Source organism: Pseudomonas sp. Teo4 (genome assembly GCF_034387475.1).
Lineage (GTDB): Bacteria > Pseudomonadota > Gammaproteobacteria > Pseudomonadales > Pseudomonadaceae > Aquipseudomonas.
Genome location: NZ_JAXCIL010000001.1, coordinates 3557593 through 3579545, shown reverse-complemented (window position 1 = coordinate 3579545; position 21953 = coordinate 3557593). Strand labels below are relative to the sequence as shown.

Below are 21953 nucleotides of genomic sequence, written 5' to 3'. Positions count from 1 at the left end.
GGGCGAATGCAACAAACCCCGCGCTGCTGTTAAACAGGCGGGGTTTGTTCTGACGAATATGGTTGCGGGAGCCGGATTTGAACCGACGACCTTCGGGTTATGAGCCCGACGAGCTACCAGGCTGCTCCATCCCGCGTCAGTGGTGCGGATTCTACAGCTTCAAGGGCGGCTGTCAAGCGTTAGGTATTGATTTCTCGACACTTTTCTTCTGCGCCATTTTCCAGGGCAAAAGAAAAAGGCCACTGCGTTAACAGTGGCCTTTTATCGAATCTGGTTGCGGGAGCCGGATTTGAACCGACGACCTTCGGGTTATGAGCCCGACGAGCTACCAAGCTGCTCCATCCCGCGTCAGTGGTGCGCACTATACAGCTTTAAGGGTGCCGGTCAAGCATTAAGCATTGATTTTCGTCACTTTTCTTCTGCGTCATTTTCCATGGGCAAAAGAAAAAGGCCACTGCGTTAACAGTGGCCTTTTCTCGAATCTGGTTGCGGGAGCCGGATTTGAACCGACGACCTTCGGGTTATGAGCCCGACGAGCTACCAGGCTGCTCCATCCCGCGCCTGTGAGATCGAATTCTACGGATTTGCTTCCCTATGTCAAGCTGTTTCGTGAAAAAAACCGTTTTTGTTCAATCTCTTAGCGATAGCAATTAGTCCGCAGCTCAGGTTTGGCGTGGGTTTCAGGCCGATTGTCGTGCGTCTTCGCCTGCAGGCTGTCTCCAGAAGGGTGGCTTACGGTACTATCTGTATGAATTTACAGTGCCGACGGTAGGCCATGTCTCAGCGCAAGATCATTCACATCGACTGCGATTGCTTTTATGCCGCAATCGAGATGCGTGACGACCCGCGCCTGGCAGGTCGCCCCATGGCGGTGGGTGGCCAGCCCGAGCAGCGGGGGGTTATCGCCACTTGCAACTATGAGGCTCGTGCCTATGGCGTACGCTCGGCCATGTCCTCCCGGCATGCGCTCAAGCTGTGTCCTGACCTGTTGATCGTCAAGCCGCGCTTTGAAGCCTACCGCGAGGCATCACGGGAGATTCACGCCATCTTTCGTGACTACACCGAACTGATCGAGCCGTTGTCGCTGGACGAGGCCTATCTGGATGTCAGCGACAGCCAGTGGTTCTCCGGGAGTGCCACGCGGATTGCCGAAGATATCCGCCGACGGGTCGCCCGCACCCTGCACATCACGGTGTCGGCGGGCGTGGCGCCAAACAAGTTTCTGGCCAAGATTGCCAGCGACTGGCGCAAGCCCAACGGGCTGTTCGTGATCACGCCCGATGAGGTGGAGGCTTTCGTCGCGGTCTTGCCGGTCGCCAGGCTGCACGGAGTTGGGAAGGTCACGGCGGATAAGCTGGCGAGGCTGGGTATTGAAACCTGTGAGCAGCTGCGTGAGTGGCCGCGCCTGGCGCTGGTGCGCGAATTCGGCAGTTTCGGCGAGCGATTGTGGGGGCTGGCGCGAGGGGTCGATGAACGGGCCGTGCACAACGACAGTCGAAGGCAGTCGGTCAGTGTAGAGAACACTTACGATACCGACCTGCCGGACCTGGCCAGTTGCCTGGAGCGTCTACCTGAACTGCTGGCCAGCTTGAATGAGCGAATTGCCCGGATGGACAGCAGCTATCGCCCGGACAAACCCTTCGTCAAGGTCAAGTTCCATGACTTCAGCCAGACCACTCTGGAGCAGGCGGGGGCGGGGAGGGATCTGGAGAGCTATCGACAGTTGCTGAGCCAGGCTTTTGCCCGGGGAGGGAAGCCGGTGCGCTTGCTGGGGGTTGGAGTGAGGTTGCGGGACTTGCGCGGCGCCCATGAGCAGTTGGAGCTTTTTCCGGGGCAATGAAAAGGGCCGCACAGCGGCCCTTCATTTAGTTACTGCACGCCAGGGTCGGCGACCAACCGGCCGGTGGCCTTGGTCAATGCCTGCAGGAACTCCTGTTGCAGCTCCGGATCGTTGCGGGTCAACTCGATCAGGCTCTGCTCCATTTCACTGGCTTCTTCTTCCAGGCCCAGCTCCGAAAGGCGCTTGACCCGGTGTACCCACTGGCCGACGTCATCGTCTTCCAGGTCGTCGAAGATCAGCTCATGGGCTTCGAGCAGCTTATTGCGCAGCGTGGCGCTGACCAGCAGGCTGGCATCGCCACGCACGGCGTTCTCTTCATCGGCCACATGCAGGTGCAGGGTGCCGACGTGGTTGAGGTTCTGCTCGGAGAACGGGCTGTCCAGCAGATTCAGGCGCAGTACGCCGCTTCTGTCGGTGGTCAGCTCGTGGGTTTGCTTACCGGCTTTCACCTCCACCAGGCGTTCGCTCCAGGGCATGCTGGTGAACTCCTCGCGTTTGCCCTTCTGCACTTCGCTGATGCCCGCAAGGTTCTGCTGGGCGCGACCATTGGACTGCACGTTCATGAACGGGTTGATACCGGCCACGCCGTAGTCGAGCCAGTCGTGGGTGACGCTGTCCGGCAGGTTGCCCAAGGCGAAGACGTTGACCACGTTGGCGCCGACTCCAGCCACCACGGCTACCGCACCCAGCGGAATCTCGTAGATTTCCCGCCAGGGCTGGTAGGGGGTGTAGCGGTCGTAGCGACGGGTGACTTCGAACTCGGTGACTTCGAAACGCTTCTGCTCATTGACGCGTACGCGCCGTTGCGGAAGCTCCATCACCTTCGGTTCGCCGACATCGATCTGCAGACTGTGTTCGAGCAGTTTGCGCTCGACGCGCTCCTCATGCTCGCTGCGCTGAGACATCTGGTTGGCGCAGCCGCTGACGAGCAGGGCGCCGCAAAGTGCGGCGCCCCCCAGGGTAAAGGTACTTCGCTTGGACATGATCACTCGTGCATTGGTTATCAGCGGCGAACGCGGGCCTGCAGGAAGGCCAGCACTTCATTGAGCGGCAGTGCCTGTGCTTCTTGCTCGGTGCGGTGCTTGTACTCCAGGTTGCCTTCGGCCAGGCCACGATCGCTGACGACGATGCGGTGCGGAATGCCGATCAGCTCCATGTCGGCGAACTTGATGCCGGGGCTGGTCTTCTTGTCGCGGTCGTCCAGCAGCACTTCGAAGCCGGCGGCGGTCAGTTCGGCGTACAGCTTGTCGGTGGCCTCGCGTACCACGTCGGTTTCATAGCGCAGCGGAACCAGGGCGATCTGGAACGGTGCCAGGGCGTCGTTCCAGATGATGCCTTTGTCGTCATAGCTCTGCTCGATGGCAGCAGCGACCACGCGCGATACACCGATACCGTAGCAGCCCATGGACAAGGTGACCGGCTTGCCGTTCTCGCCCAGTACCTGGCACTTCAGCGCTTCGCTGTACTTGGTGCCGAGCTGGAAGATGTGGCCGACTTCGATGCCGCGCTTGATCACCAGGGTGCCCTGGCCATCCGGGCTTGGGTCGCCTTCGACGACGTTGCGCAGGTCGGCTACCTGAGGGACCGGCAGGTCACGCTCCCAGTTCACGCCGAAGTAGTGTTTGTCGTCGATGTTGGCACCGATGCCAAAGTCGCTCATCAGGGCGACCGAGCGGTCGATGACGCACTCCAGCGGCAGGTTCAGCGGGCCGAGGGAGCCAGCGCCAGCACCAATGGCCGCGCGCAGGTCGGCGTCGGTGGCCATGACCAGCGGGTCGGCGACCTGTTCCAGCTTGGCGGCCTTGATTTCGTTCAGCTCGTGGTCGCCACGGACAACCAGGGCGACCAGCTTGCCTTCTTCGGCGCCGCGTACGATCAGGGTCTTGACGGTCTTCTCGATCGGCAGGCCGAAGTTTTCCACCAGCTCGGCGATGGTCTTGGCGTTCGGGGTGTCGACCAGGCGCAGTTCTTCAGTCGGCGCAGGGCGCACGGTTTCGCGCGGGATCGCCTCGGCCTTCTCGATGTTGGCCGCGTAGTCGGAGCTGTCGCTGAAGATCACGTCGTCTTCACCGGACTCGGCCAGTACATGGAATTCATGGGAGTAGCTGCCGCCGATCGAGCCGGTATCGGCTTGCACTGGACGGAAGTCCAGGCCCAGGCGGGTGAATACGTTGGTGTACGCCTGGTGCATGCGGTCGTAGGTTTCCTGCAGGGAAGCCTGGTCGGCATGGAAGGAATAGGCGTCCTTCATGATGAACTCGCGGCCGCGCATCAAGCCGAAGCGCGGGCGGATCTCGTCACGGAACTTGGTCTGGATCTGGTACATGTTGAGTGGCAGCTGTTTATAGCTGGACAGCTCGTTGCGTGCCAGGTCGGTGATGACCTCTTCGTGGGTCGGGCCCACGCAGAAGTCGCGTTGGTGGCGGTCTTTCAGGCGCAGCAGCTCGGGGCCGTATTGCTCCCAGCGGCCGGACTCCTGCCACAGTTCGGCGGGCTGGATGCTGGGCATCAGCACTTCCAGGGCGCCGGCGGCATTCATCTCTTCGCGAACCACGGCTTCGACCTTGCGCATTACCCGCAGGCCCATCGGCAGCCAGGTGTACAGGCCGGAGGCCAGTTTGCGGATCATGCCGGCGCGCAGCATGAGCTGGTGGCTGATGACCACTGCATCGGCAGGGGTTTCTTTCTGGGTGGCGAGCAAATATTGACTGGTGCGCATGGTGGGCCGTGTCGATTGCCTAAGACATTGAAATGACCCCGCATTGTACGGGGGCGAAACGAAGGCGTACAGGATGCCCCAGGGCGTGACGATTGTCAGCCAAGAAAAAGCCCGGCGTATTTGCCGGGCTTTTTCAGGTGCGGGGCACTATAAGCCAGGCTTACAGGATGCTCAGCGGGTACTCGACGATCAGACGCAGTTCGTCCAGCGAGTCGGAGTAGACCGAATCTCCGGAGCGGTAGGTGGCCTGACGAACGCGGAAGCTCAGGTCTTTGGCCGGGCCTTCCTGCAGGACGTACTTGATGTCGACGTCGCGTTCCCACTCTTTGCCGTCGGTGATGCCGTTGACGTTGGCGTCGGTACCGCGGACGTAACGCGTCATGAAGGTCAGGCCTGGCACGCCGAACTCGGCGAAGTTCAGGTCGTAACGCAGCTGCCAGGACTTCTCGTCTTCGGCGTTGAAGTCGGAACGGGCGATGGAGTTGGCCAGGAAGATGGTGCCGCCACCGTCTACGCCGTAAGCGTATTCACCGTCACCGGACACTTTCTGATAAGCAACGGTGAAGGTGTGGGCGCCAATGTTGTATGCACCCGACAGGCTGTATGCGCGGTTATCGAGTTTGTCGCCATCGAACGCGGCGCGAGCATTGCTGCCTTCGCTCTTGGTGTCGTAGATGTTGAAATCGAATACCAGACCTTGCTTGTCGGAGATCGGCAGCGCCCAGTTGACGTTGGCGTAGTATTTGCGCCAGTAGTCTTCTACTTTCGAGTAGTAGAGGCTAGTGCTCAGATTGTCGGTGAAGGCGTAGGTGCCACCGAAGACGTTTGCCGACTTCAGGTGCAGGCTGTCGCTATCGGTCTGGTCCTGGGCGTTGATGCCGGTGAAGCGACCGGCGTGCAGGGTCAGGCCCTTGATTTCGTTGCTGGTGATCAATGCACCTTCGGCAACTTCTGGCAGCAGGCGGCTGTCGTCGGTGGCGAAGACTGGCAGTGCGGTGAACTGGTCGCCGACTTTCAGTACGGTGTCGGAGACACGGAACTTGATGGCGCCGCCGCCTTCGGAGTAATCATCTTGCGAACGACCGTCCGAGCCGGTAGGGAACAGGCCAGTGCCTGCGTAGCCGCGGCCGCTGTCGAGTTTCAGGCCGAGCAGGCCGATGGCGTCGACACCAACACCGATGGTGCCTTGGGTGAAGCCCGACTCGAAGGTACCGATGAAGCCTTGGCCCCATTCACGTTGGTCGTGGCGAACGCCAGCGGCGCGGTTGGCGGCCGTTTCTTGGCTGCGATAGTCACGGCTGAAGTACAGGTTACGCATTTTGACGGTCAGCGAGCTATCTTCAATGAAGCCCTTGGACTCGTCTTGCGAGGAAGCTACTGCCAACTGCGAGGTCCCTGCCGCAACGGCCAGGGCGATCATGCTCCACTTCATCACGCGCATCGTGATTTGCTCCTTTGGTTTTTAGGAAGAGTACCGCTGTGCCCAAGTTTTTTAGTTATATGGGACAGCTCTTTCTTGTTATGTCGGCGAAAATGTATAGCACGCTGACTGTTGTTGGCGATATGGGAATAAACATCCTTTCGGTAACTTTATGCCCATGTCGCTTTTAGGTATTTCCATGTCGCAAATCACGCCTCCCCAAGTGAGGCGTATAACGCCAGCGCTGTTCCTGTCGCCGTAACCAATCTGTAATAAGAAAGCCCGGTCCGAGAAACTCCCTGGTGCCTCCAATGCCGCTGTTGTTATTTGTCGCGTCCACCTGGTCAATGCAGGTGTCGTGCCGACTTGGCGTGAAAGGAATGCAACAACCGTGCTCAAAATTCGCAACGTTTCATGAATTTTTCACAAAACCTCGTGCCGGGGGAGGGAAAGCCCCGCAAACACGGGGTGAAAAGTGTCTGATGGTGTGCCACAAAAGGCCGTTGGCTATTTTTTAAAAGCTGCCTGAAAAGTCAATGTGTTACCGGCAATTGTTCAAGTTGAGTCGTTTGCGTGGGGGAAGTGTGGTGGCATTCACGTTTTTGGCATCATTTTGGTGCGAAAAGTAGCGCGGTGTTACCGCATGCGTGCAAGGGCAGCGTTCACGTGAGCTGAAAGTGGGCGCGATTCAAGCTGTTGCATGTCGTGAGGGGCGAAGCAGGGTATCCTTGCGCAGGTTTTCCCGCATTCGACGGGGCTGTTTTCTTAGGAGGTTTGCCGTGTTCGTCCTGGATTCGCGTTTGCAGCAGGATTCCCTGGTGCTGGGGGACTTTCCACTGTCCCGCGTGCTGCTGAGCAAGGATGCCAATTATCCCTGGTTCATATTGGTGCCCAGGCGCGTAGGGGTGAGCGAGCTGTTCGATTTGAGTCAGGAAGACCAGGCCCAGCTGTGGACGGAAACCACCTATCTGGCCGAAATGCTCAAGGGTGAGTTCGCTGCCGACAAGATGAACGTCGCCACGTTGGGTAACGTGGTCAGCCAGCTGCACATGCATGTCATCGTGCGTCAACATGGCGATGCGGCCTGGCCAGCGCCAGTGTGGGGCAAGGTGCCTGCGCTCGAGTACACCCCCGACCAACTCGATGCCATTCGTCAGCGCCTGCGTGCACGGCTCGATGACCGATATCAGGAGGCCTGACATGTTGGCAGAGTCGCGCATCATCGAACTGGAAACCCGTCAGGCTTTCCAGGATGACACTATCCAGGCGCTGAATGATGTGGTGGTCGAGCAGGGGCGGGTGATCGAACGCCTGCAATTGCAGATGGCCGAGCTGCTCAAGCGCTACGAGGAAATGGTCGGGCAGTATGGCAGCGAAGGTGAAGAAGCGCCGCCGCCACACTATTGAAGCAGAACGGCCCTGGACTTGCGCCAGGGCCGTGTTTGGTCAGCGGCGGGTGACCGCGACCACATCTTCGGCCTGCAGGCCTTTGTCGCGGTGCATCACCGAGAATTCCACGCGCTGGCCTTCGACCAGAATGCGGTGGCCTTCGCCGCGAATGGCGCGAAAGTGCACGAAAATATCGTCACCCGAGTCGCGGGAGATGAAGCCAAACCCCTTCGAGGTATTGAACCACTTGACGGTGCCGGTATCGCGCTTGCCGCCATCCTGGGGTGCTTGCTGGGTGTTGCGGCTTTTTCGGCCGCTGCGGGCGAAGCCGGCGGCCAGGTGCAGGGCGACGGCCAGTGCCGCGCAGACCAGGGCGGCCAGGTTGCCCATTTCCGGGCGTGCCAGCAGCGTCAGGGTCTGCAGGACCACGGCGACCACCAGCAGGGCGCACGCCAGGTGTTGCAATTGCTGGCGAGCACCTCGGTAGTACAGCGGCACGACCGGGGCGAGCAGCAGGTTGAGCAGGCCGAGCAGGGCGAGGTAGACAGCGTCGGGTTGTTGCAGGAAAGGTGTTGCATCGGTTTTCAGGCCGGGTATGAGCGACAGCAGCAAAGCCGCTACGCCCGTCACCAGATGGACGATCTTGAACATGGTTTGGCTCACAGTTGATAAGGCCGATCACAGGAAGAGCTGGCGGCACGGTGCGCATGAGGTGTAAAGCGCGAACACGTGGCAGGCCAGCCTATGCACCCGGCAATGACAGTCCGCACGGGTGGCACGGTGCCTATTTAACAGCAAAGGCGGGGGCTTCTCAAACCGCGGGCGGTTGCCACCGATCCATTGCCGTGCGTCACATGCGGGTTGTGCGAAGTGTTGGTACAGTGTGTCGGGCCCGCTTGTTCATCAAGCCATTATGGAAAGGGGAACTTCATGGCAATCGATATCGGTATCTCTGAAGAAGATCGTAAATCCATCGTCGAAGGGCTTTCCCGCCTGTTGTCCGATACCTACGTGTTGTATCTGAAAACCCATAACTTTCACTGGAACGTCACTGGGCCGTCCTTCCGTACCCTGCATCTGATGTTCGAGGAGCAGTACAACGAGTTGGCGCTGGCCGTCGACTCGATCGCCGAGCGAATTCGCGCCTTGGGCTTCCCGGCGCCGGGTTCCTATGCCTTTTATGCTCGACATTCCTCGATCAAGGAGGAGGAAGGGGTGCCTGCGGCGGACGAGATGATCCGACAGCTGGTGCAGGGGCAGGAGGCGGTGGTGCGCACAGCGCGCAGCATCTTCCCGGTCGTGGACAAAGTCAGTGACGAGCCAACCGCCGATCTGTTGACCCAGCGCATGCAGGTGCACGAGAAAACTGCCTGGATGCTGCGGGTTTTGTTGGACGGCAAATAGTCGCTTTTCTGCGTCGGAGCGTTACCCAGGCCCGGTTGTGTCATGCACAGCCGGGCTTTTTCGTTTTGACGGGAAACCCTTGCCGCTGCTCTGCGCCAGATGTCACGGGCTTCATTGCGGGTGAGTTCCCGTGACGGTGGAGTGGCCCGATGCAAGATGTGACGCAAGTGATAAAGCGAGGGGGTAATCAGGGGCGGTGGCCGGGGAGGCAGTGCGTTGACCCGTTCAAGGCCGATTTCGACATGTTGCAGGTCAGGCCGGTATCACGTTCGGTGCGGCTCAACGGATTTTCCACCTGCTTGCGCCTCGAGGCTGTCTACTGGCGTATCCTTGAGCGTATTGCCGAGGCCAATGGCTGTTCGGTGAGTGCCGTGCTGTCGTACGTTGACCGCGAAGTGCACCTGCGTCAGGGCGGTGTCAGGAACTTCAGTGGCCTGATTCGGGTGATCTGTGTCGCCTGGCTGCTTGAGCCGCCCAACGTACGCTGATCGCCGGGCGGGCTGCGCAGCGCCTGTTAACCATATATAATCCCGCTTTTTGCTGCCCCGGCAGCCTGCGTTGTGGTTGACGAGAGACACCCATGCCCCTGTATGACTATCAATGTGCATCCTGCGATCACCGGATGGAAGTGTTGCAGAAGATCAGCGCCGCGCCGCTGACCGATTGCCCGGCGTGCCAGGCGCCAGCGTTGAAGAAGCTGCTGTCGGTACCCGGCTTTCGCCTGAGCGGTAACGGTTGGTACGAAACCGACTTCAAGACCGGGGCAAAAAAGAATCTGGCAGGCGGCGACAAGGCCGACTGAGTTGAATTGCAGTAGTCGGGTCTTGCAGTATTAGCCCTCTGGGCGGCCAAGGCCTCCACCGAATACACGAATCACGAGAAGCGAAACCACCATCATGATGCGCAGCCATTATTGCGGCCAACTGAACGAGAGCCTGGACGGCCAGGAAGTCACCCTTTGCGGCTGGGTCCATCGTCGCCGCGACCACGGCGGGGTGATCTTCCTCGATATCCGTGACCGCGAAGGCATGGCCCAGGTCGTGTTCGACCCGGATCGCGCCGAAACCTTCGCCGCTGCCGACCGTGTGCGCAGCGAGTACGTCGTGCAGATCACCGGCAAGGTGCGCAAGCGTCCGGAAGGTGCGGTGAACGCCAACATGGCGTCCGGCGCCATCGAGATCCTCGGCTACCAGCTCAACGTGCTTAACGAAGCGGAAACCCCGCCGTTCCCGTTGAACGAATACTCCGACGTGGGCGAAGAAACCCGCCTGCGTTACCGCTTCATCGACCTGCGTCGTCCGGAAATGGCCGACAAGCTGCGCCTGCGTTCGCGCATCACCAGCAGCATCCGTCGCTTCCTCGACGAGAACGGCTTCCTCGACGTCGAGACGCCGATCCTCACCCGTGCCACTCCGGAAGGCGCGCGCGACTACCTGGTACCTAGCCGTACCCACGCTGGCAGCTTCTTTGCCCTGCCGCAGTCGCCGCAGCTGTTCAAGCAGCTGCTGATGGTGGCCGGTTTCGACCGCTACTACCAGATCGCCAAGTGCTTCCGTGACGAGGACCTGCGTGCCGACCGTCAGCCGGAATTCACCCAGATCGACATCGAAACCAGCTTCCTGAACGAAGCCGAGATCATGGGCCTCACCGAGAGCATGATCCGCAAGCTGTTCAAGGAAGTGCTGGACCTGGAGTTCGGCGAGTTCCCGCACATGACCTTCGAAGAGGCCATGCGTCGCTACGGTTCCGACAAGCCGGACCTGCGTATTCCGCTGGAACTGGTTGACGTTGCCGACCAGCTGAAAGACGTCGACTTCAAGGTCTTCGCCGGCCCGGCCAACGATCCGAAGTGCCGCGTGACCGCGCTGCGCCTGCCGGGCGGTGCCAGCATGCCGCGCAGCAAGATCGACGAGTACACCAAGTTCGTTGGCATCTACGGTGCCAAGGGCCTGGCGTACATCAAGGTCAACGAGCGTGCGAAGGGCGTCGAAGGTCTGCAGTCGCCGATCGTCAAGAACATTCCTGAGGCCAACCTGAACAACATCCTCGATCGCGTTGGCGCGGTTGACGGCGACATCGTGTTCTTCGGTGCCGACAAGTTCAAGGTCGTCAGCGAAGCCCTGGGCGCGCTGCGTATCCGCCTGGGTCACGACTTCGAGCTGCTGACCTGTGAGTGGGCACCGATGTGGGTGGTCGACTTCCCGATGTTCGAAGAGAACGAAGACGGCAGCTTCACCGCATTGCACCACCCGTTCACCGCGCCGAAGTGCACCCCGGAAGAGCTCGAGGCCAACCCGGCCACGGCCCTGTCCCGTGCCTACGACATGGTCCTCAACGGTACCGAACTGGGTGGCGGTTCTATTCGTATCCACCGCAAAGAGATGCAACAGGCGGTGTTCCGCCTGCTGGGCATCGAGGCTGCAGAACAGGAAGAGAAGTTCGGCTTCCTGCTCGACGCCCTGAAGTTCGGTGCTCCGCCACACGGCGGCCTGGCCTTTGGTCTGGATCGTCTGGTCATGCTGATGACCGGCGCCCAGTCGATCCGTGAAGTGATCGCCTTCCCGAAAACCCAGAGCGCCGCGTGCGTCATGACCCAGGCCCCTGGCATGGTCGACGCCAAGGCCCTGCGCGAGCTGCACATTCGTCTGCGCGAGCAGACCAAGGTCGAGTAAGCGGGCCGCGGGCGCACCCGCAAGGTTGCGCCCATGCGCTTCGGCGCAAGATCTCACGCGTTCCGCCCTACGGGGCGGAACTTGTTTCTGTTTCAAGGATTTTGGAGTCGATATGGCTGGTCATTCCAAGTGGGCGAACATCAAGCACCGCAAAGAGCGCCAGGATGCCAAGAGAGGCAAGATCTTCACCAAGTGGATCCGCGAGTTGACGGTCGCCGCCAAGCAAGGCGGGCCTGATCCGGCCTCCAACCCACGCCTGCGTCTGGCGCTGGACAAGGCGTTGGGCGCCAACATGAGCCGCGACATCATCGATCGGGCGGTTGCCCGCGGTGCGGGTACCAACGAAAACGATAACGTCGAAGAGCTGAGCTACGAAGGTTACGGCCCGGGCGGTGTGGCCATCATGGTCGAAGCCATGACCGACAACCGCAACCGTACCGCAGCGGCCGTACGCCATGCCTTCACCAAATGTGGCGGTAACCTGGGTACCGACGGTTCGGTGGCCTACCTGTTCGAGCGCAAGGGGCAAATCAGCTTTGCTCCGGGTATTGACGAAGATTCGCTCATGGAAGCGGCCATGGAGGCCGATGCCGATGACGTCGTGGCCAACGAAGATGGTTCGTTCGATGTGTTTACCTCGTTCAACAGCTTCTATGCCGTGCGTAATGCCCTGGAAGAAGCTGGCTTCAAGGCCGCGGACGCTGAAATCGTCATGCAGCCGACCACCAGTGCCGAACTGGACCAGGATGGCGCTGAGAAGGTGCTGAAGCTGATCGACATGCTCGAGGACCTGGATGACGTGCAGAACGTCTATTCCAACGCCGAGATTTCTGACGAGATCATGGAGAAACTTGGCTAAGGTTCCTGCTTTGGCCTTGAGGGCCTATTCGCGGGCAAGCCCGCTCCCACAGTGTCCGTGCGACCCATGTGGGAGCGGGCTTGCCCGCGAATAGGTCGGTGAAAATTGTAAAGCTCTGCAGGTGTTATGACTCTGATTCTTGGTATCGACCCAGGCTCGCGCATCACCGGTTATGGCGTGGTACGCCAAACCGCGCGTGGTTGCGAGTACGTGGCGTCGGGCTGCATCCGCACAGGCAGTGGCGAGCTGCATGAGCGTTTGCAGATCGTCTTTCGTGGCGTAAGCGAAATCATCAGCCAGCATGGCCCGGTGACCATGGGCATCGAGCGGGTGTTCATGGCGCGTAATGCCGACTCTGCGCTTAAGCTCGGCCAGGCCCGTGGCGCGGCGATCGTCGCTGCCGCCGAGGCAGGCCTGGAAATCGCCGAGTACAGCGCCACCCAGGTCAAGCAGGCCGTGGCCGGTACCGGTGGTGCCAACAAGGAGCAGGTGAGGATGATGGTCATGCACCTGCTCAAGCTGACTCAAAAACCGCAGATCGATGCTTCCGACGCCCTGGCCATTGCCTTATGCCATGCCCATACCCGCTCCAGCCTGGTGCCCCACGGTCTGGCTACGGCTCGGCGGCGTGGTGGACGCTTGCGTCTGTAAGCGCTTCATGCGCTGATACACATTTTGCTCGGGTGAAACGTTCACCCGCTGCTTTTGCTGATAGGGTTGAGCGGTCTTTGATCGGCTCCCCGAGAGGAAGGATCGGAACGTGATTGGACGTTTGCGTGGCACCCTGGCGGAAAAACAGCCGCCGCACCTGATTATCGACGTCAATGGCGTGGGCTATGAGCTGGAAGTGCCAATGACCACGCTGTACCGTCTGCCCAAGGTGGGCGAGCCGGTGACCGTGCACACCCATCTGGTGGTGCGCGAAGATGCGCATCTGCTGTACGGGTTTCATGAAAAGCGCGAGCGCGAGCTGTTTCGCGAACTTATCCGCCTCAATGGCGTAGGGCCGAAGCTGGCGTTGGCCTTGATGTCCGGCCTTGAGGTCGATGAGCTGGTGCGTTGTGTCCAGGCTCAGGACGCTTCCGCTCTGGTGCGCGTGCCCGGCGTCGGCAAGAAAACCGCCGAGCGTTTGCTGGTCGAGCTCAAGGACCGCTTCAAGGCCTGGGAAACCTCGCCGGCCATGTTCACCTTGGTGTCCGATGGCCCGGTGCCGGTCAGCGGTGCATCCAGTGCCGAGGCCGATGCGGTCAGCGCGCTGGTTTCCCTGGGCTACAAGCCTCAGGAGGCGAGCAAGGCCGTATCCGCCATCAAGGACAAGGCTGGCCTGAGCAGCGAAGAACTGATCCGCCGCAGTCTTAAAGGGATGATTACCAAGTGATCGAAGCCGACCGCTTGATCGCCGCCAGTGGCCGCGACCGTGAAGAAGTCCAGGACCGTGCGATTCGACCGTTACGCCTGGACGAATACATCGGCCAGCCCGTCGTGCGCGAGCAGATGGCCCTGTTCATCCAGGCTGCGCGCGGTCGCAACGAGTCGCTTGACCATACCCTGATCTTCGGCCCGCCCGGGCTGGGCAAGACCACTTTGGCCAACATCATCGCCCAAGAGATGGGGGTGTCGGTCAAGAGCACCTCGGGCCCGATTCTCGAGCGGCCAGGCGACCTGGCGGCCATGCTGACCAACCTTGAGCCCCATGACGTGCTGTTCATCGACGAAATTCACCGGCTTTCGCCGGTAGTCGAAGAAGTGTTGTACCCGGCCATGGAAGACTTCCAGCTCGACATCATGATCGGCGAGGGGCCCGCCGCCCGCTCGATCAAGCTCGATCTGCCGCCGTTCACCCTGGTGGGCGCCACCACCCGCGCCGGGATGCTCACCAACCCGTTGCGTGACCGTTTCGGTATCGTCCAGCGTCTGGAGTTCTACAACAACCAAGACCTGGCAACCATCGTCAGCCGGTCGGCCAATATCCTGGGCCTTTCGATAGAAGACCAGGGCGCCTTCGAAATTGCCCGGCGCGCCCGCGGCACCCCGCGAATCGCCAACCGCCTGCTGCGCCGGGTGCGTGACTACGCCGAAGTGCGTGGCAAGGGGCAGATCACCAAGGCCGTGGCTGACATGGCATTGAACCTGCTGGATGTCGACGAGCGTGGTTTCGACCATTCCGACCGTCGTTTGCTGCTGACCATGATCGAGAAGTTCGACGGTGGCCCGGTGGGCGTGGACAACCTCGCGGCGGCCATCAGCGAAGAGCGCCATACCATCGAGGACGTGCTTGAGCCTTACCTGATCCAACAGGGCTACATCATGCGCACCCCTCGCGGGCGTGTGGTCACCCGACATGCCTACCTGCATTTCGGCCTGAATGTGCCCGGAAGGCTGGGGGAGGGAGCGGACTTTTCCGCACCAGCCGATGAATGACAGATCAAAACCGGCTTTTCGTGGTCCTACCGCTGGCATGCCGCAGGCTTGCTGGCAATAAGACATTAATGAAGAAAAAACAGTTGCCACAGCGGATTGGCAAGCTGAGGAGTAAGCACTAGAGTATGCGCGCGCAAAATGGCCTGGAACCGTTCGCACACCGTTGTCGCGTCTATTACGAGGATACCGATGCCGGTGGCGTGGTGTATTACGTCAATTACCTGAAATTCATGGAGCGTGCGCGCACTGAACGGTTGCGCCACCTGGGCTTTTCTCAGGCGCAGCTGGCCGGGGAAAACCTCCTGTTCGTGGTCCACTCCAGCGAAGCGCGCTATCACGCGCCGGCGCGCTTGGATGACGAACTCCGGGTCACCGCGCAAGTACTTGAACTCAATCGCGCCAGCCTGCGTTTCGTGCAGCAGGTCTGGCGGGAAAAGGATGAAACGCTGCTCTGCGAAGGGCAGTTTCTGGTGGCCGCCGTGCGCGCCGACACTTTCAAACCCCGGGCCATACCCCCAGAGCTGCGTGACGCCTTCCTGGCGGACGGCACGGGTACTCAATCGAATGCAGGAGAATAAGCGTGGAAGCTAACGTCGTCGACCATACCTCCATGTGGAGTCTGGTCAGCAATGCCAGTATCGTGGTGCAGCTGGTCATGCTGGCCCTGGTGGCTGCCTCGGTCACTTCATGGATCATGATCTTCCAGCGCAGCACCATGCTGCGTGCCGGTCGTCGTGCGCTGGACGCCTTCGAGGAGCGTTTCTGGTCGGGTATCGACCTGTCCAAGCTGTACCGTCAGGCTGGCAGCAACCCTGACCCGGACTCGGGTGTCGAGCAGGTCTTCCGTGCCGGCTTCAAAGAGTTCTCGCGTCTGCGCCAGCAGCCGGGTGTCGACCCGGACGCGGTCATGGAAGGTGTCGGTCGTGCCATGCGCGTCGCCATCTCCCGTGAGGAAGAAAAACTCGAGCAGAGCCTGCCGTTCCTGGCCACCGTCGGTTCCACCAGCCCGTACATCGGCCTGTTCGGTACCGTATGGGGCATCATGAACTCCTTCCGCGGCCTGGCCAGTGCCCAGCAAGCGACCCTGGCCACCGTTGCCCCGGGTATCGCCGAGGCCCTGATCGCCACCGCGATCGGCCTGTTCGCAGCGATTCCAGCGGTTATCGCCTACAACCGATTCGCTGCCCGCAGCGAAGTGCTGATCGGCCGTTACTACACCTTCGCCGACGAGTTCCAGGCGATCCTGCACCGCAAAGTGCACACCAGCGAAGAGTAATCAGGTAGAAGCCCATGGCCCGAGTTCGCCACAAACGCAAGCCGGTCGCCGAGATGAACGTGGTGCCCTACATCGACGTGATGCTGGTGCTGCTGGTCATCTTCATGGTGACGGCCCCCATGCTCAACCAGGGCGTGAAGGTCGATCTGCCCAAGGTTTCCAGTGAAGCCTTGCCGCAGGACAACAACGTCCAGGTCCTGACCATCTCCATCAAGGCCGACAAAACCTATTACTGGAACCTCGGCAGTGAAGTCGATACCGACAAGCAGATGGACAAGGCCATGACCTTGCCGGAAATGACCAGCGCGGTGACTAAGATCATCGCCGCCGGTCGCGACCAGGGCAAACAGACCCAGGTCTTCATTCGTGGCGACAAGGCTGTCGACTACGGCGCCGTCATGGGCGCCATGGGCGGGTTGCAGAAGGCCGGTGTCGGTAACGTTGGCCTGATTACCGAGGCGCCCTGATGCAGCAGCGAGAGCCATCCGCCTCGGAAAGCTACTTCTGGCCCAGTGTCTGGGCCATCGGCCTGCATGTGCTGGTGTTTGCCATGCTGTTCGTCAGTTTTGCGATGACGCCTGAGCTGCCGCCTTCCAAGCCGATCGTCCAGGCGACGCTGTATCAGCTCAAGTCCAAGAGCCAGGCGACCACCCAGACCAATCAGAAGATTGCCGGGGAAGCCAAGAAGACCGCGTCGCGCCAGACCGAAGTCGAGCAGCTGGAACAGAAGAAGGTTGAACAGGAAGCCGTGAAGGCTGCGGAACAAAAGAAAGCCGACGCCGCTCAAAAGGCCGAGGAGGCCCGCGAAGCCGCCGAAGCGAAGAAGGCCGAGGAAGCGGCCAAAGCCGCTGAGGCCAAGAAAGCCGCCGAGTCGAAGAAGGCTGAGGAAGCGAAGAAGGCCGCTGAGAAGCAGCAGGCTGACATCGCCAAGAAGAAGGCTGAGGAAGAGGCCAAGAAACAGGCCGAGGAAGAAGCCAAGAAACAAGCCGCCGAGGACGCCAAGAAAAAGGCGGCCGAAGAGGCGAAGAAGAAAGCAGCCGAGGACGCCAAGAAGAAAGCGGTGGCCGAGGAAGCGAAGAAGAAGGCAGCTGAAGAGGCCAAGAAAAAGGCCGCGGCAGATGCCCAGAAGAAGAAGGCACAGGAAGCGGCTCGCAAGGCAGCGGAAGACAAGAAAGCTCAGGCACTGGCCGAGCTGTTGTCCGACACCACCGAGCGGCAGCAGGCCCTGGCCGACGAGCAGGGTGACCAGGTGGCCGGCGACTTCGACGACCTGATCCGTCTGCGCGCGGCCGAGGGTTGGGCTCGTCCGCCTTCCGCGCGAAAGGGCATGACGGTGACCCTGCAGGTCAACATGTTGCCGGACGGCACCATCACCGGTGTCAACGTGATCAAGTCCAGTGGCGACGGTCCGTTCGACAGTTCGGCGGTGGCAGCAGTGAAGAACATTGGTCGTTTGACCGAGATGCAGGGTATGAAGCCGAGCGATTTCAACCGTTATCGTTCGTTCAAGATGACATTTACACCTGAGGATCTAGCGTTGTGATTAAACTCCTTCGAGGAATGCTGGTCATGCTCTGCTGCGTGGCTGGTATGGCCATGGCAGAGGAAAAGAACATCCTGGTCACCAGCGGCAGCGATCGGGCCACGCCCATCGCGGTAGTGCCGTTCGGTCTGCAGGGTGGCAGTGTGCTGCCAGAAGACATGGCCGATATCATCGGTAACGACCTGCGCAACTCGGGCTACTACTCGCCGATTCCGCGTCAGAACATGATCAGCCAGCCTACCCAGGGCAGCGAAGTCATCTTCCGTGACTGGAAAGCGCTGGGTGCCCAGTACGTGATGGTCGGTAGCATCGTGCCGTCGGGCGGTCGCCTGCAGGTGCAGTACGCACTGTTCAACGTCGCCACCGAACAGCAAGTGCTGACCGGCAGCGTGGCAGGCAGCACTGACCAGCTGCGCGACATGGCGCACTACATTGCCGACCAGTCGTTCGAGAAACTTACCGGCATCAAGGGTGCGTTCTCTACCCGCATGCTGTACGTGACCGCTGAGCGTTTCTCGGCCAACAACACTCGCTACACGCTGCAGCGTTCGGACTACGACGGTGCCCGTGCAGTGACCCTGCTGCAGTCGCGTGAGCCGATCCTGTCGCCGCGCTTCGCGCCGGATGGCAAGCGTATCGCCTATGTTTCGTTCGAGCAGAAGCGCCCGCGCATCTTCGTGCAGAACATCGATACCGGCCGCCGCGAGCAGGTGACCAACTTCGAAGGCCTGAACGGTGCGCCGGCCTGGTCGCCGGATGGCTCCCGCCTGGCGTTCGTTCTGTCGAAGGATGGCAACCCGGACATCTACGTGATGAACGTCGCCTCGCGCCAGATCAGCCGCGTCACTGCCGGCCCAGGCATCAATACCGAACCGTTCTGGGGTAAAGACGGCAACACCCTGTACTTCACCTCCGACCGTGGCGGCAAACCGCAGATCTACAAGCAGTCGGTCGGTGGTGGTGGTGCTGAGCGCGTAACTTTCGTGGGTAACTACAACGCCAACCCGAAACTTTCGGCGGATGAAAAGACCCTGGTCATGATTCATCGTCAGCAGGGCTTCACCAACTTCAAAGTGGCTGCACAAGACCTGCAACGTGGAAGTGTAAAGATTCTCTCGGAAACAAGTCTTGATGAGTCTCCCACTGTTGCGCCAAACGGCACCATGCTAATCTACGCCACCCGCCAGCAGGGCCGGGGAGTCTTGATGCTCGTGTCGCTTAATGGCCGCGTGAGGCTCCCACTTCCTACCGCTCAAGGCGAAGTCAGAGAACCGTCCTGGTCCCCTTACCTGAACTGATTGCGGCGTAATACTTTTGCTTAACACACTGGGGTTTCATTAGGAGTTTCACGATGGAAATGCTGAAGTTTGGTAAATTTGCTGCGCTGGCTCTGGCCATGGCCGTAGCTGTAGGTTGCTCCTCGAAGGGCGGTGACAACGCTGGTGAAGGCGCTGTTGACCCGAACGCTGGCTACGGTGCCAACACTGGCGCTGTCGACGGCTCCCTGAGCGAAGAAGCTGCCCTGCGCGCAATCACCACCTTCTACTTCGAATACGACAGCTCGGATCTGAAGCCAGAAGCCATGCGCGCCCTGGACGTTCACGCCAAGGACCTGAAAGCCAACGGCAACCGCGTTGTTCTGGAAGGCAACACCGACGAGCGCGGCACCCGCGAGTACAACATGGCTCTGGGTGAGCGTCGTGCCAAGGCCGTTCAGCGCTACCTGGTTCTGCAGGGTGTTTCCCCTGCTCAGCTGGAACTGGTTTCCTACGGCGAAGAGCGTCCAGTTGCCACCGGCAACGACGAGCAGTCCTGGGCTCAGAACCGTCGCGTAGAACTGCGTAAGTAAGTTCTTATGCGTATGTGCCGCCGTGTAGTAACCGTCCTCGCACTCAGCCTGCCGCTCGCGGCCTGGGCTGAGGTTCCTGTGGTAGATGACAACGCAGGTGCTTACCCACCTTCGGGTTATGGCACGAGCGGCGCCTATGCCGGGGCAGGGGCTTCAACCCCTGCCTCTGCACAGGGCCAGCTGTTCATGCAGCTGCAACAGATGCAGGACCAGCTCTCCCGCCAGCAGGGCATCATCGAAGAGTTGCAGAACGATGTAGCCCGCATGAAGCAGGAAAACCTGGAGCGTTACCAGGATCTGGACCGTCGCATCAACAGTGGTGCCGCGCCTGCCGCGACCCCTGACAATTCTTCTACCGGCGGTGCACCTGGTGCTGCCGTCGATGCTGCAGCTGGCGCCGCTGGCGTTGCTGCACAACAACCGGCCGCCAGCAGCGAGCCGGGCGATCCGGCGAAAGAGAAGCTCTACTACGATGCTGCTTTCGACCTGATCAAGCAGAAGGACTTCGACAAGGCCGCACAAGCCTTCGGTGCCTTCCTGCGCAAGTACCCCAACAGCCAGTACGCCGGCAATGCCCAGTATTGGCTTGGTGAGGTCAACCTGGCCAAGGGCGACCTGCAAGGTGCCAGCCAGGCCTTCGCCCAGGTGGGTCAGAAGTACCCCAAGCACAGCAAGGTGCCGGATTCGCTGTACAAACTGGCTGACGTCGAGCGCCGCATGGGCCACACCGACAAGGTCAAGGGCATCCTGCAGCAAGTCATCACCCAGTACCCTGGCACGTCCGCCGCGCAACTGGCTCAGCGTGACCTGCAGAAGCTCTAAGCTGCATCATTTGAAAGAAACCCGCGCCTGTCGCGGGTTTTTTCGTTAGAGGGATGGTGCACAAACTCCTTGCCGGATTATGGCGCAGGCCGCATTCTGCGGGCCTTGCAGCCCTGGGTTGACCGGGGCACAACAGCCGTTTAGAGGGCCATTTCACCGGGGCGCATGACCGGTGCACGTGACCCACTACCAGGAGTTGCGCCATGTCGGATCATCTGATGAAGCGAGACGGGCGGTTCATCTACCGCCGCCGCTTCCCTGTCGAAGTTGCCAGCATTGTGGGCCGTACCGAGTTCCGAAAGGCGCTTGGCACCAGCGACCGCAAGGAAGCGCTACAGCTTGCCCGTGTGGTGTCGGTTGACTTCGACCGTACCTGCGCCGAAGCCCTGGCAGGGAGCGCCTGCGGTGGCGGTACAGGGGCGATGCAGGCCCTTGGCGGGGATGTCCCAGCGGTAACGGCAGAGCGCATCCTAGAGCGTCTGCGGGCCGTTGTAGACGATGCTACCCGGTCGGCTGTCGAAGCCCTTGAACCGAGCCAGCGGCAGGCCCCGACCTGGGCGGCAGAGCTTGAATGGCGCAAGGCCGCACTACAGGCGATTGCCGACGGGAAGCATCCCGGCGCGGCTGACTACAGCCCGATGGAGGCATTGGCCGCCCTGCGCGCCCTGGAGGCCCTGGAGAGGGGCGAGGTGCCCACGCTAGGGCAGCCCTCAACGCCTGAGCCAGCTAACGCTGTGCCTTCTATTGCTCCTGTTCCAGAGCACTCTGTACCTGCAATCCCTGCTCAACGGGCGCGGCATGGGCAGACCACCGCCGCCGAGTTTCAGCGGACCTTGGATAAGTACCTGGCCCAGGCTACACCCCGACGTGGACAGCAGGTGCAGACGCTGTGCCGGGACGCCCTACGTTGGCCAGCCACCCCAGCGGAGCAGGTCCAAAGCATTCTCGACTATGGCCAACGGCGCCTTGAGCAGGGCATGAAAGCGTCGTCACTCAATACCAGCACCAATGCCATTCTGGCCGTACTTCGCTGCATGCCTGGGTGGGAGGGGATCAAGCTGCCGAAGCTCGATGCCACAGCCAAGACGATTCGTTCCGGTGCTGGCGCCAGGAAGGAGGCCCGCCAGCCGATCCCCGTTGCAATGCTCAAGGCTTGTATCCAGAACATGCAGGACACGGCACCCGAGGTGGACTGTGCGGCGTTGCTCATCCTGGCCCGGTACGGCTTGCGCCCGTCTGAACTACTGCGGGAGGGACCGGAGGCATTGACGGTGCGGGAGGACATCATGGGCGGTAAGGAACTGGTGTTCCAGGCAGGGTTATCCGGTAGGAAGACTGATGCCAGCCGCCGTGACCTCCCGGTGCATGCCGATGACGCCCGGCTGTTCCGGCTGGTGCTGGCCGAAAGGGGAGAGGCTGCCGACCTGGGCCGTAGGACTGAGCAACGTGTCCGTCGATTGCATGACCTGTTGGGGCGTCGCCTGCCTGCCGGTTACACGTTGTATGGCGTTCGGCATACAGTGGCTGACCTGATGCGGCATGCCGGTGCCTCTGAGCATGAAGCCGGGGCAATCCTTGGGCACGTTGGTAAACAGAGCATGACCAGCATCTATGGTGGCAAGTCTGCGTTGAAGGACCAGCGGGAGCTATTGGACAAGGTGCGCCAGTTGCTCGAAAGCCCAGCGGCCTAAATTTGTTGTAGTCGTGCGAGGGGAGGGTCTGACCCGATCACGTGCAGA

Annotated in this window: 23 protein-coding genes and 3 tRNA genes; 19 read left to right on the top strand and 7 right to left on the bottom strand. The window is 60.7% G+C overall.

Annotated features, from left to right (window positions below):
* Positions 1–59: 59 nt before the first annotated feature.
* The 3 genes from PspTeo4_RS16170 to PspTeo4_RS16160 form a co-directional block, all read right to left on the bottom strand.
* Positions 60–136: transfer RNA gene (locus PspTeo4_RS16170), tRNA-Met, on the bottom strand.
* Positions 137–271: 135 nt separating this feature from the next.
* Positions 272–348, bottom strand: a tRNA-Met gene (locus PspTeo4_RS16165).
* A gap of 135 nt (positions 349–483) precedes the next feature.
* A tRNA-Met gene (locus PspTeo4_RS16160) sits at positions 484–560 on the bottom strand.
* A 215-nt stretch (positions 561–775) separates the two neighbouring features.
* On the opposite strand from PspTeo4_RS16160, the gene dinB reads away from it, so the two are divergent.
* A complete protein-coding gene (dinB, locus tag PspTeo4_RS16155; RefSeq protein WP_322364733.1) occupies positions 776–1840 on the top strand; it encodes a DNA polymerase IV in 1065 nt (354 codons plus the stop codon).
* A 29-nt stretch (positions 1841–1869) separates the two neighbouring features.
* Here the strand turns inward: dinB and PspTeo4_RS16150 are convergent, their stop codons facing one another.
* The 3 genes from PspTeo4_RS16150 to PspTeo4_RS16140 all read right to left on the bottom strand — a co-directional run bounded on the left by PspTeo4_RS16150 (position 1870) and on the right by PspTeo4_RS16140 (position 6000).
* Positions 1870–2823: a hypothetical protein gene (locus PspTeo4_RS16150; protein WP_322364732.1), complete on the bottom strand. Its 954-nt coding sequence runs from the start codon at positions 2821–2823 to the stop codon at positions 1870–1872.
* A gap of 20 nt (positions 2824–2843) precedes the next feature.
* Entirely contained in the window at positions 2844–4559 is a 1716-nt protein-coding gene (locus tag PspTeo4_RS16145) for a proline--tRNA ligase (RefSeq protein ID WP_322364731.1), read from the bottom strand.
* A gap of 160 nt (positions 4560–4719) precedes the next feature.
* Positions 4720–6000 (bottom strand): OprD family porin, encoded by a 1281-nt coding sequence (locus PspTeo4_RS16140; protein ID WP_322364730.1) that lies wholly within the window; start codon positions 5998–6000, stop codon positions 4720–4722.
* Between the two features lie 758 nt (positions 6001–6758).
* Here PspTeo4_RS16140 and PspTeo4_RS16135 point away from each other — a divergent pair.
* A complete protein-coding gene (locus tag PspTeo4_RS16135) occupies positions 6759–7178 on the top strand; it encodes an HIT domain-containing protein (protein WP_322364729.1) in 420 nt (139 codons plus the stop codon).
* Between the two features lies 1 nt (position 7179).
* Positions 7180–7386, top strand: coding sequence for a SlyX family protein (locus PspTeo4_RS16130; protein ID WP_322364728.1), 207 nt, complete (start codon positions 7180–7182; stop codon positions 7384–7386).
* A 39-nt stretch (positions 7387–7425) separates the two neighbouring features.
* Here PspTeo4_RS16130 and PspTeo4_RS16125 read toward each other — a convergent pair whose 3' ends face one another.
* Positions 7426–8019 carry a cold-shock protein gene (locus PspTeo4_RS16125; RefSeq protein WP_322364726.1) on the bottom strand — a complete coding sequence of 198 codons (594 nt, stop codon included), beginning with the start codon at positions 8017–8019 and terminating at the stop codon, positions 7426–7428.
* Positions 8020–8298: 279 nt separating this feature from the next.
* On the opposite strand from PspTeo4_RS16125, the gene PspTeo4_RS16120 reads away from it, so the two are divergent.
* The 16 genes from PspTeo4_RS16120 (at position 8299) to PspTeo4_RS16045 (ending at position 21905) form a co-directional block, all read left to right on the top strand.
* Positions 8299–8772: a Dps family protein gene (locus tag PspTeo4_RS16120; RefSeq protein ID WP_023381917.1), complete on the top strand. Its 474-nt coding sequence runs from the start codon at positions 8299–8301 to the stop codon at positions 8770–8772.
* 158 nt (positions 8773–8930) lie between these two features.
* Positions 8931–9260, top strand: coding sequence for a ribbon-helix-helix domain-containing protein (locus PspTeo4_RS16115; RefSeq protein ID WP_322364882.1), 330 nt, complete (start codon positions 8931–8933; stop codon positions 9258–9260).
* 92 nt (positions 9261–9352) lie between these two features.
* Positions 9353–9574 (top strand): FmdB family zinc ribbon protein, encoded by a 222-nt coding sequence (locus PspTeo4_RS16110; RefSeq protein WP_043209521.1) that lies wholly within the window; start codon positions 9353–9355, stop codon positions 9572–9574.
* Positions 9575–9668: 94 nt separating this feature from the next.
* Complete coding sequence (gene aspS, locus PspTeo4_RS16105) at positions 9669–11444, top strand: aspartate--tRNA ligase (RefSeq protein WP_322364725.1); 1776 nt, start codon at positions 9669–9671, stop codon at positions 11442–11444.
* A 112-nt stretch (positions 11445–11556) separates the two neighbouring features.
* Positions 11557–12303 (top strand): YebC/PmpR family DNA-binding transcriptional regulator, encoded by a 747-nt coding sequence (locus PspTeo4_RS16100; RefSeq protein WP_322364724.1) that lies wholly within the window; start codon positions 11557–11559, stop codon positions 12301–12303.
* A gap of 126 nt (positions 12304–12429) precedes the next feature.
* Positions 12430–12954 carry a crossover junction endodeoxyribonuclease RuvC gene (ruvC, locus tag PspTeo4_RS16095; protein ID WP_322364723.1) on the top strand — a complete coding sequence of 175 codons (525 nt, stop codon included), beginning with the start codon at positions 12430–12432 and terminating at the stop codon, positions 12952–12954.
* A 109-nt stretch (positions 12955–13063) separates the two neighbouring features.
* Positions 13064–13681, top strand: a complete 618-nt coding sequence (ruvA, locus tag PspTeo4_RS16090) for a Holliday junction branch migration protein RuvA (RefSeq protein ID WP_322364722.1) — start codon at positions 13064–13066, stop codon at positions 13679–13681.
* Positions 13678–14724: a Holliday junction branch migration DNA helicase RuvB gene (gene ruvB / locus PspTeo4_RS16085; protein WP_322364721.1), complete on the top strand. Its 1047-nt coding sequence runs from the start codon at positions 13678–13680 to the stop codon at positions 14722–14724. The genes ruvA and ruvB overlap by 4 nt, the downstream gene beginning before the upstream one ends.
* A 125-nt stretch (positions 14725–14849) precedes the next feature.
* Complete coding sequence (gene ybgC, locus PspTeo4_RS16080; RefSeq protein ID WP_023381910.1) at positions 14850–15302, top strand: tol-pal system-associated acyl-CoA thioesterase; 453 nt, start codon at positions 14850–14852, stop codon at positions 15300–15302.
* A 2-nt stretch (positions 15303–15304) separates the two neighbouring features.
* Positions 15305–16000: a protein TolQ gene (gene tolQ / locus PspTeo4_RS16075; protein ID WP_023381909.1), complete on the top strand. Its 696-nt coding sequence runs from the start codon at positions 15305–15307 to the stop codon at positions 15998–16000.
* Positions 16001–16014: 14 nt separating this feature from the next.
* Positions 16015–16467, top strand: a complete 453-nt coding sequence (tolR, locus tag PspTeo4_RS16070) for a protein TolR (RefSeq protein ID WP_023628694.1) — start codon at positions 16015–16017, stop codon at positions 16465–16467.
* Positions 16467–17543 (top strand): cell envelope integrity protein TolA, encoded by a 1077-nt coding sequence (gene tolA / locus PspTeo4_RS16065; RefSeq protein ID WP_322364719.1) that lies wholly within the window; start codon positions 16467–16469, stop codon positions 17541–17543. The genes tolR and tolA overlap by 1 nt, the downstream gene beginning before the upstream one ends.
* A 17-nt stretch (positions 17544–17560) precedes the next feature.
* The gene (tolB, locus tag PspTeo4_RS16060) at positions 17561–18841 is read left to right on the top strand and encodes a Tol-Pal system beta propeller repeat protein TolB (RefSeq protein WP_322364881.1); all 1281 of its coding nucleotides are present in this window, start codon (positions 17561–17563) and stop codon (positions 18839–18841) included.
* Positions 18842–18894: 53 nt separating this feature from the next.
* Positions 18895–19392, top strand: a complete 498-nt coding sequence (pal, locus tag PspTeo4_RS16055) for a peptidoglycan-associated lipoprotein Pal (protein ID WP_023381906.1) — start codon at positions 18895–18897, stop codon at positions 19390–19392.
* 6 nt (positions 19393–19398) lie between these two features.
* On the top strand, positions 19399–20214 hold the full coding sequence (ybgF, locus tag PspTeo4_RS16050; protein ID WP_322364718.1) for a tol-pal system protein YbgF: 816 nt from the start codon (positions 19399–19401) through the stop codon (positions 20212–20214).
* A gap of 203 nt (positions 20215–20417) precedes the next feature.
* Complete coding sequence (locus PspTeo4_RS16045; protein WP_322364717.1) at positions 20418–21905, top strand: DUF6538 domain-containing protein; 1488 nt, start codon at positions 20418–20420, stop codon at positions 21903–21905.
* Positions 21906–21953: the final 48 nt, after the last annotated feature.

Coding starts and splice junctions, on each gene's coding strand:
- pal (WP_023381906.1), top strand. CDS start 18,895: ATGGAAATGCTGAAGTTTGGTAAATTTGCTGCGCTGGCTCTGGCCATG.
- ruvC (WP_322364723.1), top strand. CDS start 12,430: ATGACTCTGATTCTTGGTATCGACCCAGGCTCGCGCATCACCGGTTAT.
- PspTeo4_RS16100 (WP_322364724.1), top strand. CDS start 11,557: ATGGCTGGTCATTCCAAGTGGGCGAACATCAAGCACCGCAAAGAGCGC.
- PspTeo4_RS16140 (WP_322364730.1), bottom strand. CDS start 6,000: ATGCGCGTGATGAAGTGGAGCATGATCGCCCTGGCCGTTGCGGCAGGG.
- PspTeo4_RS16150 (WP_322364732.1), bottom strand. CDS start 2,823: ATGTCCAAGCGAAGTACCTTTACCCTGGGGGGCGCCGCACTTTGCGGC.
- PspTeo4_RS16145 (WP_322364731.1), bottom strand. CDS start 4,559: ATGCGCACCAGTCAATATTTGCTCGCCACCCAGAAAGAAACCCCTGCC.
- aspS (WP_322364725.1), top strand. CDS start 9,669: ATGATGCGCAGCCATTATTGCGGCCAACTGAACGAGAGCCTGGACGGC.
- PspTeo4_RS16045 (WP_322364717.1), top strand. CDS start 20,418: ATGTCGGATCATCTGATGAAGCGAGACGGGCGGTTCATCTACCGCCGC.
- ybgC (WP_023381910.1), top strand. CDS start 14,850: ATGCGCGCGCAAAATGGCCTGGAACCGTTCGCACACCGTTGTCGCGTC.
- ybgF (WP_322364718.1), top strand. CDS start 19,399: ATGCGTATGTGCCGCCGTGTAGTAACCGTCCTCGCACTCAGCCTGCCG.
- PspTeo4_RS16125 (WP_322364726.1), bottom strand. CDS start 8,019: ATGTTCAAGATCGTCCATCTGGTGACGGGCGTAGCGGCTTTGCTGCTG.
- dinB (WP_322364733.1), top strand. CDS start 776: ATGTCTCAGCGCAAGATCATTCACATCGACTGCGATTGCTTTTATGCC.
- tolA (WP_322364719.1), top strand. CDS start 16,467: ATGCAGCAGCGAGAGCCATCCGCCTCGGAAAGCTACTTCTGGCCCAGT.
- tolB (WP_322364881.1), top strand. CDS start 17,561: ATGCTGGTCATGCTCTGCTGCGTGGCTGGTATGGCCATGGCAGAGGAA.
- PspTeo4_RS16110 (WP_043209521.1), top strand. CDS start 9,353: ATGCCCCTGTATGACTATCAATGTGCATCCTGCGATCACCGGATGGAA.
- tolR (WP_023628694.1), top strand. CDS start 16,015: ATGGCCCGAGTTCGCCACAAACGCAAGCCGGTCGCCGAGATGAACGTG.
- PspTeo4_RS16130 (WP_322364728.1), top strand. CDS start 7,180: ATGTTGGCAGAGTCGCGCATCATCGAACTGGAAACCCGTCAGGCTTTC.
- PspTeo4_RS16120 (WP_023381917.1), top strand. CDS start 8,299: ATGGCAATCGATATCGGTATCTCTGAAGAAGATCGTAAATCCATCGTC.